13 protein-coding genes and 4 tRNA genes are annotated in these 13,643 nt (G+C 39.5%); all 17 read right to left on the minus strand.

The features are described 5' to 3' along the window. Positions 1–172: 172 nt before the first annotated feature. Positions 173–247 (minus strand) — tRNA-Thr (locus tag EXE10_RS06390). 14 nt (positions 248–261) lie between these two features. Next, positions 262–337 (minus strand) — tRNA-Gly (locus EXE10_RS06395). Positions 338–374: 37 nt separating this feature from the next. Next, a tRNA-Tyr gene (locus EXE10_RS06400) sits at positions 375–458 on the minus strand. Positions 459–512: 54 nt separating this feature from the next. Then, positions 513–588 (minus strand) — tRNA-Thr (locus EXE10_RS06405). Between the two features lie 97 nt (positions 589–685). After that, the gene (trpE, locus tag EXE10_RS06410; RefSeq protein WP_130112781.1) at positions 686–2,179 is read right to left on the minus strand and encodes an anthranilate synthase component I; all 1,494 of its coding nucleotides are present in this window, start codon (positions 2,177–2,179) and stop codon (positions 686–688) included. 153 nt (positions 2,180–2,332) lie between these two features. Next, positions 2,333–3,001 carry an HAD-IA family hydrolase gene (locus EXE10_RS06415; protein WP_130112782.1) on the minus strand — a complete coding sequence of 223 codons (669 nt, stop codon included), beginning with the start codon at positions 2,999–3,001 and terminating at the stop codon, positions 2,333–2,335. Between the two features lie 94 nt (positions 3,002–3,095). Then, a complete protein-coding gene (locus EXE10_RS06420) occupies positions 3,096–3,815 on the minus strand; it encodes an FHA domain-containing protein (RefSeq protein WP_130112783.1) in 720 nt (239 codons plus the stop codon). A gap of 143 nt (positions 3,816–3,958) precedes the next feature. After that, a complete protein-coding gene (gene gspD, locus EXE10_RS06425) occupies positions 3,959–6,232 on the minus strand; it encodes a type II secretion system secretin GspD (RefSeq protein ID WP_130112784.1) in 2,274 nt (757 codons plus the stop codon). Between the two features lie 41 nt (positions 6,233–6,273). After that, a complete protein-coding gene (locus tag EXE10_RS06430; protein WP_130112785.1) occupies positions 6,274–7,137 on the minus strand; it encodes a type II secretion system protein N in 864 nt (287 codons plus the stop codon). Beyond that, on the minus strand, positions 7,137–7,880 hold the full coding sequence (gene gspN / locus EXE10_RS06435) for a type II secretion system protein N (RefSeq protein ID WP_068972944.1): 744 nt from the start codon (positions 7,878–7,880) through the stop codon (positions 7,137–7,139). Before gspN ends, EXE10_RS06430 begins: the two co-directional genes overlap by 1 nt. Before the next feature lie 164 nt (positions 7,881–8,044). Beyond that, on the minus strand, positions 8,045–8,371 hold the full coding sequence (locus tag EXE10_RS06440; protein WP_087553917.1) for an H-NS family nucleoid-associated regulatory protein: 327 nt from the start codon (positions 8,369–8,371) through the stop codon (positions 8,045–8,047). Positions 8,372–8,586: 215 nt separating this feature from the next. After that, entirely contained in the window at positions 8,587–9,021 is a 435-nt protein-coding gene (locus EXE10_RS06445) for an acyl-CoA thioesterase (RefSeq protein WP_130112786.1), read from the minus strand. A gap of 7 nt (positions 9,022–9,028) precedes the next feature. Continuing rightward, positions 9,029–10,222, minus strand: a complete 1,194-nt coding sequence (locus EXE10_RS06450; RefSeq protein WP_087553918.1) for a hypothetical protein — start codon at positions 10,220–10,222, stop codon at positions 9,029–9,031. Between the two features lie 4 nt (positions 10,223–10,226). Beyond that, entirely contained in the window at positions 10,227–11,060 is an 834-nt protein-coding gene (locus tag EXE10_RS06455; protein ID WP_130112787.1) for a hypothetical protein, read from the minus strand. Then, complete coding sequence (locus EXE10_RS06460; RefSeq protein ID WP_130112788.1) at positions 11,057–11,836, minus strand: uroporphyrinogen-III synthase; 780 nt, start codon at positions 11,834–11,836, stop codon at positions 11,057–11,059. The genes EXE10_RS06455 and EXE10_RS06460 overlap by 4 nt, the downstream gene beginning before the upstream one ends. A gap of 13 nt (positions 11,837–11,849) precedes the next feature. After that, complete coding sequence (gene hemC, locus EXE10_RS06465; RefSeq protein WP_213073845.1) at positions 11,850–12,773, minus strand: hydroxymethylbilane synthase; 924 nt, start codon at positions 12,771–12,773, stop codon at positions 11,850–11,852. A 107-nt stretch (positions 12,774–12,880) separates the two neighbouring features. Next, complete coding sequence (locus tag EXE10_RS06470; protein ID WP_068972950.1) at positions 12,881–13,618, minus strand: LytR/AlgR family response regulator transcription factor; 738 nt, start codon at positions 13,616–13,618, stop codon at positions 12,881–12,883. Between the last annotated feature and the right edge of the window lie 25 nt (positions 13,619–13,643).

A 13,643-nucleotide genomic window follows, 5' to 3' on the forward strand; every position in this document is an offset into this window, starting at 1 on the left:
CTTATTACGTTCAAACTTAGCCTTAGCCATTTGTTCTTCCTCGTTTATGTCGAACACGAGTTAAACAACTCAGCATCGACAGTCGTCTAAAAAACTAGACACCTAATACTTGAAAAGCAGACTAATAAGCCTGCTTTTGGAATCTTTTGCGAATAATCGCTAAACTGTAATCTGGAGCTCTTATCGAGATTTGAACTCGAGACCTCTCCCTTACCAAGGGAGTGCTCTACCACTGAGCTATAAGAGCAAAATCATCTTCGATGGAGCGGGAGACGAGGGTCGAACTCGCGACATGTAGCTTGGAAGGCTACCGCTCTACCAACTGAGCTACTCCCGCTTAATGTTGGTAATTACCACTTATCGAAGTGAAGTAATGGTGGTGAGAGAAGGATTCGAACCTTCGAAACTTTCGTGGCAGAGTTACAGTCTGCTCCCTTTGACCGCTCGGGAATCTCACCATTTACACTTACTTTCAGTGTTGTTCTTTTTACTACACGCTTGAAACTTTAAGATGGTGCCGGCACACGGATTCGAACTGTGGACCTACTGATTACAAGTCAGTTGCTCTACCAACTGAGCTATGCCGGCGTTTCTTTTGTTTCGTACGTTTCGTATCGGAACGGTGTGCAGTTTAGCAAAACTCTGAATCCTTGCAAGTGTTTTTTTAAAAAAAACTATCAAAAACTCATAAAATCAATCCGTTTGACGATAATTCAACCGCTTTGATCACTGCGCGAGCTTTTATTTGGGTTTCATTCCACTCAGATTCAGGATTTGAGTCGGCAACAAGCCCTGCACCAGCCTGTACATAGACTTTATTTTCACGAATGACACAGGTACGAATCGCAATCGACATGTCCATTTCACCATGCCAGCCTAAATAACCAACAGCTCCACCAAAAATACCGCGTTTTACAGGTTCAACTTCATCAATAATTTCCATCGCACGAATTTTTGGTGCACCTGAAAGTGTTCCCGCAGGGAATGTTGCTTTAAAAACATCCAAAGCATCAACATCATCACGCACTTCACCTTGCACATTGGACACAATATGCATGACATGCGAATAACGTTCGATCACCATTTGATCAGTCACTTGAACTTTACCAATTTTTGAGATGCGACCGACATCATTTCGACCTAAGTCAATCAACATTAAATGCTCTGCAATTTCTTTTTCATCTGAAAGCAAATCTTTTTCGAGCGCCAAATCTTCTTCTTTGGTTTTCCCGCGCGGGCGCGTGCCTGCAAGCGGACGCACAGTCGCAATGCCATTTTCCAGACGTGAAAGAATCTCTGGTGATGAGCCTACAATGTGAAATGGCTTTTGATCTGAAATGGTTTGACCTTGCACCAAGAATAAATAAGGCGATGGATTGAGGTGACGTAAGGCACGATAGACTTGCAATGGCTCACCATCAAAATCAGATACCATACGATGCCCTGGCACGACTTGCATCACATCCCCAGCACGGATGTATTCTTTGACTGTTTCAATTGAGGTGAGATAATTTTCTTTACCTGTGAGTGATTCAAAATGTGGCGCTGTATGCTTCTGCGCCACCAAACTGATTGGTGTCGCCAACAGAGCTTCAATTTGATCTAATTGTTGCTGTGCTTTTGCATAAGCATCTGAATCTTGAATATCCGCATGTACAATAAGAAATAGCGTATCTTTTAAATTATCAAAAACGATCACTGTTTTAGACAGCATCATCCATAAATCTGGTAAGCCCACAGGATCGGCTTCAGGCACATTTTTTAAACGTGGCTCGATATAGCGTACTGAGTCATAACCAAAGTAACCCACTAGCCCACCTGTAAAGCTTGGCAATGCTGGTAAATCTGCTTGTGTAGGTACTTTAAACTGCGCTTGGAAATCACGAATGAACTGAAATGGGTCACTACAATCCTGTGTTGCAACCTGTCCATCTGGTGATTGAATGGTGAGTTGCCCAGCATTACACGAGAAAACCGTTGATTCGCCCAATCCAATAATAGAATAGCGCGCCCAATTTTCCCCACCTTCAACTGATTCAAATAAATAAGCTTGTTGATGTTCTTTCAATCGTGCAAATACAGATAATGGTGTATCTGTATCTGCCAATCGCTGGCGATAGACTGGAATTAAGTTATAGCCAGCAGATTTTAATTGTTCAAATTGCGCTAAAGTTGTCATGAGGAATTCTCTCTATTTTCGATATTACTAAGTTTGATTGCGATAGATCTAACTTAGTGACGCCATCGAAAAGCAGTTTTGCTGTTCATTCCTCTTTCCTTTTCTCACAACTTATTTAAAAACTTAATCCAAAAATTAATTTACACAGCCAATTCAAGCCAAAAGTTCAGCCAAATTATCGACCACTTGCTGCGGTTGGCATAAATGAATGTCTTCACCATGATTATAACCATAGCTGACCACAATACAATCAACCTCTGCACGGCGCGCTGCCTCAACATCATTACTTGAATCACCCACCATGAGGGTTTTTTCTTTGCTCGATTGATAATGCTCTACACAATAGTTCAACTGAATCGGGTCAGGTTTACGCTTTTCAAAACGATCACCACCAATCACATCGGCAAAATAGTGATCCATGTTTAAAACTTCTAGAATTTTTCGAGCAGGCTGTTCTGGCTTGTTGGTCACACAGATTAATTTTTTATTATTTTTAATTCCCCAGTCCAAGAATTCTAAAATCCCATCAAATGGACGGGTATCTACACAAGGTTCAGCATTGTAAATTTCTAAAAAAGTATCTAAGAGCTGTTGATGCAAAACTGGATCAACCTCACCTTTTAAATACTTCAAGGTACTTTCACAAAATAATGAGGTGCCTTTACCAATCCAAACACGCACTTGTGCTTCTGTGACCAAAGGTAAATCTAAACGCGCTAGACTCAAATTCATCGCACGATATAAATCAAAAGCAGAATCGACCAATGTTCCATCCAAATCAAATAAAATTAAGTCGCGTTGGGCCAATTTTGCTACATTCATGATTTACACCCCGTATTTATTCACATTCAAAAAAATCAAAGTACAGACAACAAAGGCATGCGATTGCATGCCTTGAGTGTATCGCATTCAAAACTTATTTAAAGAATAGCCATGCAATAATTGCCAAAATAACCAAGGCAATAATGGTATATAAACCCAACATTGCATTTTTTTGGGTAGTCACTTCTTCTTTTGCACATTCATCTGAAGTTTTAATATCACATGCTTCTGGTATTGGCGTAGCATGAATATCAACATTCGCAGGGATTGGTGCTGGTTTTGGCACCCCCATACCTGTTGGCATTCCGTCTTTTGAAACCTGAACATTTGCATCACGTGCAGAAAGTTCTGGCATACCTTGCTCATTCATTTGTTGAGCAGGTGTTTTTTCAACAGGTGCTTGTTGAACCTCAGCAGTTGCAATCGCTTCTGACGGCTGTTGAATTGACTGTTCAACTGGCGTCGAAACTGGCTCGACTTCAATCTCTGGTACTTCTGTTCCTACAACATTTTCAACAGGTTTTGCAGGAGCAAGCACACTAAACTTAATACTGGCAAATTGAACAATATCACCATCCATCAACAGCTTATCTTGATCGATACGAATATCGTTCACAAAAGTGCCATTGGATGATTTTAAATCTTGAACCCAAAGCGCCTTGTCTTTAAGCAAAAATGCAGCATGACGACGTGAAATTTCAGCAGCTTGTAATTGAAGATCGGCATCTTGGTGACGTCCAACCAACATATCACGGTCAACCGTAACTTCCTGCCCTTCAAGTTCACCTGTAATCGCTTGTAGTTTCCAAGTCATGATATTTTCTCATTTCCAATTCATTTCTAGTTTAGCACGACGCATTCATCCGTCCACTGTCTAGGGTCAAATAATACGCATCACATAGTCTGGAGCTTTATTTGTAAATAGTAAAAAGCTACACCGCTTGAGAGTTAAGCCCACTATGAACCTTTTGATTGTTGCCTAATAATATTGCTCGGTTCTTCAGCAACAGGTGTGGTGATAGCCCCTTGAGGTGTTGATTTTGTCACACCACCTGATGGTACTTTCTGATACTGGCTTGGTTGCTGTGCAGGTTGCGCGGGTGTTTGAATAATTGCTTGTGAACTTTTAGGGGTTTCGATTGGTAAACGCTGTTGGAATACATCATCGACACTAGCTGGAAGTTTGGCAAAGTTACCCTCTTTATCAAGTGCCAATTGCAAGCTATACAATTGATCATAACGTCCCTGTGAAAGACGACGCATTTCGTTGTTATCTGCTACAATCGTTGGGTGAATAAATACAAGTAAATTGCGCTTTTTGTTCGACTTTCCATCAGCTCTAAATAAGCGACCAAGACCTGGAATATCACCCAATAATGGTACTGACTGGCGCGTATGCTCAGAATCATCTGAAATCAATCCACCTAAGACCACAGTCTGCCCATGATCAGCCAACACCGATGTTTTAATCGAACGTTTTTTAGTGACTAAATCCTGCGCCTGCCCCTTATTGTCAGTTACCGCAGAAACTTCTTGTTCCACTTCTAGACGAATCGAACCACCCTCACCAATATGTGGAACAACTTTTAAGGTCACACCGACATCTTTACGCTCAATCGAGGTATAAGGATTAACCGTCCCACCTGTACCCGTACTGACTGAGCCCGTAACAAAAGGAACGTTCTGACCCACAACAATATAGGCTTCTTCATTGTCCATCGTCAGAATCGACGGTGTAGACAATAGATTCGACTTAGTACGTTCTTTGAGTGCTTGAATCAAAGCACCATACAAGCGTCTTGAACCATTTGCACCTTCTTTATAATCACCTAAAACCAGTGATGTACCTGAAGGTGTCAATTTAGATGCCGCACCTGCCGCACCACCTGTTAAATAGCCTGCAGCGATACTCGCCAAACTTGACCCGACATTATCAAAACTCATCAAGCCGACACCACTGCTCAAATCACCCATTGCCCATTGCACACCGAGTTGATCTGCATCATTTCCTTCAACTTCAATAATGGTGGCTTCAATCAACACTTGTTGACGACGGATGTCTAGTTGCTGAACTGCCGCGTCAATTTCTCGCATCAACTGTGGCTCAGCTTTGACGATCAATGCATTCTGAGTACTGTCCGCAATAATGCTGACCCCGTTAGCATTAAAACTAGAGACATTGTTTTGATTGTTGTTATTTGAGTTTCCACCAAGATTAATACTTGGTGTTGAAATACTGCTACCTGAGCTTGATGAACTGCTGTTATTCGAATTATTTGAGTTATTAAAATTATTGAGGCTACTTGAGCTATTGTTTGATGAACTATTCGATGAATTATTAGCACTTGAATTCACCGCTTGTCCTGTAACCAGGCCTTGTAAAATTTCAGATAAGTTTTTCGCACTGGCATATTTAAGTTTAAATACTTTTAATCCACCCAAACGATCTGCCGATGGCACATCCAACATTTCAATCATGTTGCGAATGCGCTTACGAGAACCCGTATCACCTTTGATGAGAATACGATTGGTACGTGCATCAGCAACGATACGCACTCGTGCACCTGCATAATCTTTTGAAGCACCTGTTGCACTCATCGCTTCAAGTTGTTTAATAATTTCTTCAGCTTGGCTTTGTTGTAATGGCACAGCTTCAATATCATTCTGACCTGTACCATCCAAATTACGGATAATAGTTTCAAGCTGATAAATGTTGGCAGCACGATCAGACACAATTAAAGCATTTGTCCCTTGGATTGCAGCAAGGTGTGCAAATTGTGGCATCAAAGGACGTAAAGCAGGGATCAAATCATTTGGATTGGTATTTTCCAACCAAATCACACGAGTGACGACTTGATCACCTCGTGCATTGTTACGTGGATCATATGGCACACCTGAGTTTTTCACATTGCTGTCAGGTACAAGGCGAATGGTATTCCCTGATGGCACAGCCACCACACCATTGACATTTAAAACCCCTAAGAACAAATCATAAACTTCATTTTTATTAAGCGGTTTATTTGAAATAACCGTAACGTTGCCACGTACACGTGGATCAACCGCAAAGTTTTTACCTGTAATGTCTGCAACTTCATTAATAAAAGCAGTGAGATCAGCATCGCGTAAGTTGATTTTCCACGTTTGTGCATGTGATGCAGTGCTCACCGCCATCATCATCGGTGTAGCAGCGACTAAAGCCCAAAGTGGTCGATTGTGATTCAAAAAAGCCATAACTTATTATCTATCCTAATTTTATTTGTAGTCCTAGCCACTTACAAACTTTGCTGTATGGTCATCACCTGATCACCACGCTTAATTTCAATTTTAACTTTGCCTTCACGTTTGGCTTGTTCTAAGAGTTGAACATCACTCTGTCCTTGCCCAACAGCCTGACCATTCAGCGAAAGAATACGATCGCCTGAGCGAAGCCCCAATTTATTCCGAAGCGCTGCGGGGGTTTGATCTGTCACTTCGTAGCCTTGACCGCCACTGGTGCTTACCCCCATGTTCTTTAGGTATTGTTCCCTATTTTCATTCATTCGATCAATAGCCTGCCCTAAAGCATTTTGACTCGAATTTTGCGGTACTTGTGGCGTTGATTCAGGATTACTGGATGGTGAAGGCGTAGATGGATTTTGATTCTGTCCATCTGCATTCTGCGGTATAGGTTGATACAAACTATCTAATTTATTAAAACGTAATTCCTTAGAGTTATTACCATTCTGACTTAAAACAACATGATCCCAATAGACTTCTGACAGTTGATAACTTGTTCCCTCAAGCGTATCCCCCACCGCATAACGGTCTGCAACCTCTTTAACTTTAATCACTGCCGAAGAAGCGCGCGAAGGATAAGCAACCATAACACCTTGCAACTGCATCGGAATACTGTCATCAGCCGCAGCATTAGAACCCACTTCATTAAACAATGAAAATCCTGAAATATTCGGCACCTGAACTTGTTGTGACCCCAAACTCACTTGTTCAGGCTGCATCACTTGTGGCGGGGCAACCACCCACCAAAAAATAGATGCCAACTTCCAACACAGCGCCAAAATTAATATGAATAATACAACTGGAGCAAGTTGATCCGTTTTCTTCCACGAGATATTTTCAAATTGTTGTCTTAAATTCATTAGAAACCACCTTGAATCAGGGGTTGTCTAGTACTGATCACATAAGTGTCTAGTCCTGCTTTTCCATCATAAGATGGTACATTCAATAACATGCGCTGTGTTAACTGCACATCAAGCATCATGCTCGGATCTAGGCTAATATTTGCCATCTTCTGACTACGTTGATCTTGAATATCAAAAATCAATTTACCTGCTTCATCTTTGAGCTGACCATTCAAGGATGGGATATTCATCTGATCTTGACGTTGCCCAAAGGTATAACGAAGTTCACCACCACCCCATTGTAATTTACCTTCAGTATCACTAAAGCCTGTATCTTTTTTAAATCGAAGTGTCATATCTGAAATTTGAATTGAATTGGCTGGCCACTGCCAATTGGCAACATTTTTTAATGTCTCTGGTGCAATTTGCCCCTGCATCTTATTGATAATAATCTTTTTCCCAAAGCCATAACCAACTACCCCATTCAGTTGAGTTTGACCGCTATGTACTTCAACATTGGCACCGACACGTAGTAAAAGCAAATCCCAAGGACGTGTACGCCAAGTGACTGAACCTCGTAAATTACCTTTATGCCAATCTGCTTGACCCTGCCAAATATTGCCACTGACATTCTGTAATGTCTGATTATTTTTATAAAATTTAGAAATTAGCCATGTTGCAGGGACTTGTAAAAGTACAAAAATTAAAAAAGTGATAACCCCAGTAATCCACCAAGTGATCTGTTTTGATTTTTTATTCATCCAGCTTTACCATAATTCATTTATTCTTCCGTGCGAGATGATGCCCTCTTTCTCTATACATTATGCATAATTTTTTCACATCGCCAATTCACTCTTATAAAAAAACCAAGCTGTTTTGCTTGGTTCTTTCATTTTATGGGTCTTGAATGACACTTCGATGAAGATTAGATCAAGAAATCTTCTAATTTTGCACCTTTTTCAATTTCTGCAACTAACCAGCGTGGTTGTTTACCACGACCCGTCCAAGTATCTGCAGCGTTATTTTTATTACGGTAACGTGGCTCTACAACTTTACGCGTCGTTTTTTTGCGTTTTTGCGCGCCATACTCAATGAACTGCTCTAAAGTCAAACCAGCAGACTCTGCAATTTTAATAATTTGATTATATGCGTCTTCAACAGCTTGATCTTTTTTAGATTCAATTAATGCTTCTGCTTCAGCTGTTAATTTCCTTAACTCTTCAACCGATAAATTACTAATATCAGGCATCATTAACTCTCCACTTAAATTCATAATAATTATTTAAAATAATTTCTCAGCAATAGTATTTTTATTTAACTCAATTAGCAATAGTTAGCTTTACTTATTAATACATAAAAAAACAAAAAATAGATTATTAGCTAAATCATTATATATCACCTTAAATAAATATATATGTGATTTAGCTACACTTCGCTATTTAAAATATATTTCAGTTTTCATTCCCATTAAGCAAGGCCATTTTCTACGGTCGCTTCTAAATCAATAATAACTTTACGTAAATGCTCAGGAATCAAAGTTTTTTTCATTTCATCTTTATCAACAAATACAATCACAGCATCGCCTTCAGCAACGATTTGCTGTTGTTGTTGACTAAATAAAACATAATACATGCGAATCGCGCTATTGCGCATTTCTTCAATACGTGCACCGACTTCTAATACATCGGGATAAAATACAGGCTTTAAATATTTACACTGACTCGAAGATACAACGGTTAAAACTTCTTGTTCAAATACATTTAGGCGATCAAAATATGCGATACGTGCACTTTCGATATAGCGATAATACATCACGTTATTTACATGACCAAAAGCATCCATATCTCCCCAAGCGACTTTTTGCTCATAAACTACAGGGAATTTCACTAAATCATTGTTCATAATTTTCTCAGATTTTAAATTGAATATAATTGCTGTCTTTTTCAAAAATTGAATTCAATTGTTGAATTAATGCCTCATTACCATTCAATGTCGCTTTAATTCTCAAATAGTTCATCAAAACATCATTTGGATATAATGTTAAAAGTTGATCTGCTTCATTATCTCGTTGTGTCGCTGTATATATATGCCACATTGCAAAACTAAATACAGGAATATTCATATACTTGGTTTCTAGTTTTATAATTTGTTGCTCTAACTGCTCATAATCAGGGTTTTGACGCAACAGTTGATGCTGGAACCACAAATAAAAGACATCTTGATCAAATTTTTCATCGAGTATTTGAATCGCCAATTGTTGCTGTTGCTGTGCCAATTCAGGCAAACGCATAATGAGTTTTAACCATAAAATCTTGGTTTCATAAGGCATTTGATCTAATTGTGGTTGTATTTCAAAGAATTTTTGCTGTAACAATTCCAAGTCTTCGAAACTTGCTTGATCATAACAACCCAAAAGTTGCATGAGCCATTGTTGCTTTGTTGCTATTTCCAGTTGACCAAACTGAGTGCCATGTAAGTATTGCCATGGAAATTGAATTGCAAATTGCCCCCATAACTTTTGTAGACGCAATTTATAACTTTCTGCGAGTTCACCTAACCAAGGTGATAAATCATGTCCATTTAGAAACTCTAAATGAGTCAAAGCTTGTTGTTGATCTTGCTGTGCTAAATAAATTTCAATTCGCAAAATTTCTGCAAGTTCAAATGCTGAAGGTGGACTATTCTCCAGTATCTGTAATGCTTCAACACACTGAGCTTTTTTGAATAATAACTGTGCGTGAATAATTGATTTGAGCAAACCAGATTGATCAAAGATATTACGAATGACCTGTTCTTGCTCTTCTTCACCATCCAATAACCACAATACCCCTAATTTTTCAAAGGGATGTAAATTATTAAAACTTAAAATCTGTTCTAATTTTCTTTTTTCACGATTTAAATAACGTTTTATCAAATACCATGCAAGGTGCATGAAAAAACTTATCCACACGCCAAAAAACAACAACACCCACAGATTGGTTTGGATCTGAATATTATGCCATAGCACATAAACATAGCCTGCGCCTGCGCTATAACTCAACACACTGAGAACGGCAAAAATAATCAGGCTAATCAGGGCATAGATTAAAAATATATGCTTCATTCAACTACCCCAAAACTGCCAAGCTACTGAGCTTGGGTATAGGTGCTTGTGTAATCTGCTTAAGCTTTAAAATCTGTTGCTTCAGTTTCTGACTCGTCGCATCAGGTAAGGTATCTAACAATTGCACAACTTGATTCAACATCTCTTGATATTCAGTGCTTTGCCCTTTGCTCAAAAGCTGTTGTGCAAGTAATAATCTGAGCTGTGCTTCTTTTAAAATAAATTTGCGATTTGCCAAAGCTGCTGAATCTGGCTCAACAATATCAACACTAAGCCACTTCTCCCAAAAATGCTTTGGATGGTCTTGAGGCACACTAAGTTGATTATTCTTTAACTCTTTTTGCAAACTTTGGTCAATTTGTTTAATAAGGATATTTAATTGATCTTGTTGCGCATTGCGATCAATCACAAACTGCTGAATGCTTTGCATATCTTGTGCAATGGCTTGGTGTAGACTTTGCTGTACTGCATCCGCTAAAGCATAATGATCCAAAGATTGGTTCAGCTCAGTTAAATGCTCAATTGCATAAACAAATTGCTGTTGCTGTAGAGCAAACTGTACCAATTCTAATTTTTGTTTAATCACCACACTCGGGCTAATACCCACAATTTGTTCAGGTACTGATACGACTTTTTGAGCTGTTTCTTTTTTTATAGGCTCATCACTTTGACGTTGAACAGCAACCAATTGATCATTCAAACTGGCATTTTTTTGCTCACTTTTATGCAAACTTTGCTGAATCTCTGTGAGCTGTTGCGAAACATGATAGAAGTCATAACTCAATTTAATGAGCCATCCTAAAGCGATCAACAATAAGATATAGATAAACTTCTTCATAACTTCCTTTGCAACTGCATAATACTTTGTAGAATTGTATTTGGCTCTAAATCTTGAACCTGAGTAATATTAAAACACTTTTGAGTGACATTTTTATCATGTTGCAATAATTGATACAAACGCTCACCCAAAACTAAATAATGGCAATCATTGACTATACTGGTATGAGTCTGAGTTAACGCCAACCAATTACGCCAGCTTGCTTCACTGCTTATACAGTTCCAATATGGTTTTGGTTGATCAACTTGATCAAGAAAATCAAAGAGTAATTGCGGTGTTTGTTCGGGGCAATGACGCTCATACAAAACAAAGTTTAACACTTGAATTTGGCGAGCTTGGCATTGTTGCATCATAAACTGACGCCCACCCTCACCTCGCCAAAAAGCAATTTTTTTTAAACCTGTGAATGTATTAAAAATAGGTAGACTAAGCATTCCTTCAGAAGTCTCCACTTCTGGAATGTCACTGTCAATGCCATACTGATTCAATACTTGAGCCGTCTTTCTCCCTACAGCAACCCAGTGGATATGTCGAATTTGCTCAAGAGAAAGCCCTGCTTTTTCCAAATACTGCATGCCGATTTCAACAGCAGTTGGGCTGACTACAACAATGACTTGTGTATCAATCAATTGTGAATAAAGTAGCTCTAATTCTGAACTATAGGGACATGCCGTGAGTTCCAACAAAGGTAGATTTACGACTTCAAAACCCGCAGTACTCAAGCACTGGGTCAGTGCTTGAGCTCGATCGATTGGGCGAGTATTGATAAAAAGCATGAAGACTGAGAAATTAATCTTGATACAGTGCTTTGAGAAGTTCTCCAGCACCTTGTTTTAATAGCACTTGAGCCAACTGTACGCCTAGTTGTTCCGCATCTTCTGCTGAACCAGTCACTTGACTACGCAACAATGTTTGACCATCAGGACTCCCCACACGCCCTTCAATCGACAAAATTTGACCATCCAATGTTGCAAAACCTGCAATTGGAACCTGACAACCACCTTCTAAATAGGCATTAAATGCGCGTTCTGCACGAACACAAGCATTTGTTTCAGCATGCATCAAAGGTAAGATCAAATCTAAAATTTCCTGATCATTTGCACGACACTCTAAACCCAAAGCACCTTGACCGACTGCGGGTAAGCTCACTTCTGCTGGTAAAGTGTGACGAATACGCTCTGAAAGTTCTAAACGCTTTAGACCTGCACTGGCAAGAATAATGGCATCGTACTGCCCCGCATCAAGTTTCGATAAACGTGTCCCCACATTGCCACGTAAATCAATCACATCAAGATCAGGACGCTGTTTTAAAATCTGACTTTTACGGCGTAAGCTCGAAGTTCCCAATTTTGCACCTTGTGGCAAATCTTCAAACTTTTCATATTGATTGGATACGAAAGCATCGAAAGGATCTTCACGCTCGCAAATCACAGCAAGCTCTAAACCTTCTGGCAGTTGCATCGGTACATCTTTCATCGAATGAACCGCTAAATCGGCACGACCATCAAGCAAGGCTGCTTCTAGTTCTTTAACAAATAAACCTTTACCACCGATTTTCGCCAAAGGCGTATCTAAAATTTTGTCGCCTTGAGTCACGAAAGTTACCAACTCCACTTTTACATGCGTGTGTAGTTGCTCTAGTCGGTCACGAATATGCTCAGCTTGCCACATTGCAAGCGGGCTTTGACGAGTTGCTATTTTCAAGGTTTTGATCATGTCAGCTTAGCCAAATTTTTAAACACCCTAAACTTACCCTGCAATCATAAAATTGCAAGTAAATTATCAAATGATTTAAAGGCAAACGTTAATTTCCTACAAAATTATAAATTTTGCATGCGCTCTCTTAACAATGGTAAATGACGACGACTCACAGCAAGTCGCTCTTCGAGTTCACGACAACGTGCTTGATACTGCCCTGACGCAACCATTTCTAGACCATCCAAATAATCCAATGAAATGAGCGCATTGCGATGAATTCGAATAAAGCGATCAGAAAATTCCGTTTCCAAATCCTTTAATGTTTCATCTATCAATACACTGCCATTTTTATGACGTACCGTGACATATTTTTGATCTGCCAAAAAATAATAAATATTTTCAACAGGAATCAACTCCAAACCTCGATAGGTTTTTGCAGCAATTTGCTGTCTTTGCACTTTTTCTTCCATGAGTTCTTTTTGTTCTAAGTTAGTTAATTGAGCTTGCGTCAGTTTGGTCACATTCTCCAAAACTGTTTCTAACTCAGCTTTTGCAATTGGCTTCAACAAATATCCTTTTGCTTGAGACTGAATTGCTTGTAAAGCGTGCTCATCAAACGCTGTACAAAAAATAATAGCAGGCATGGGATTAAAATGTGCCAAATGCTGTGCACAAGTCAAGCCATCCATTTCTGGCATTTGAATATCTAACAAGACTACATCTGGCTCAAACTGCTGAACCATTTCCAGAGCTTGTTTGCCATGTTGTGCTGTCGCTACAACCTGATGCCCCAATTGCGCCACCAATCGTGATAGCCGTTCCACCGCAAGTGGTTCATCATCACAAATCAGGATGTCCATTACACCTCCTTGCCCAAATCCCTAA

This window comes from Acinetobacter sp. WCHAc060033 (assembly GCF_004209125.1).
GTDB lineage: Bacteria > Pseudomonadota > Gammaproteobacteria > Pseudomonadales > Moraxellaceae > Acinetobacter > Acinetobacter wuhouensis.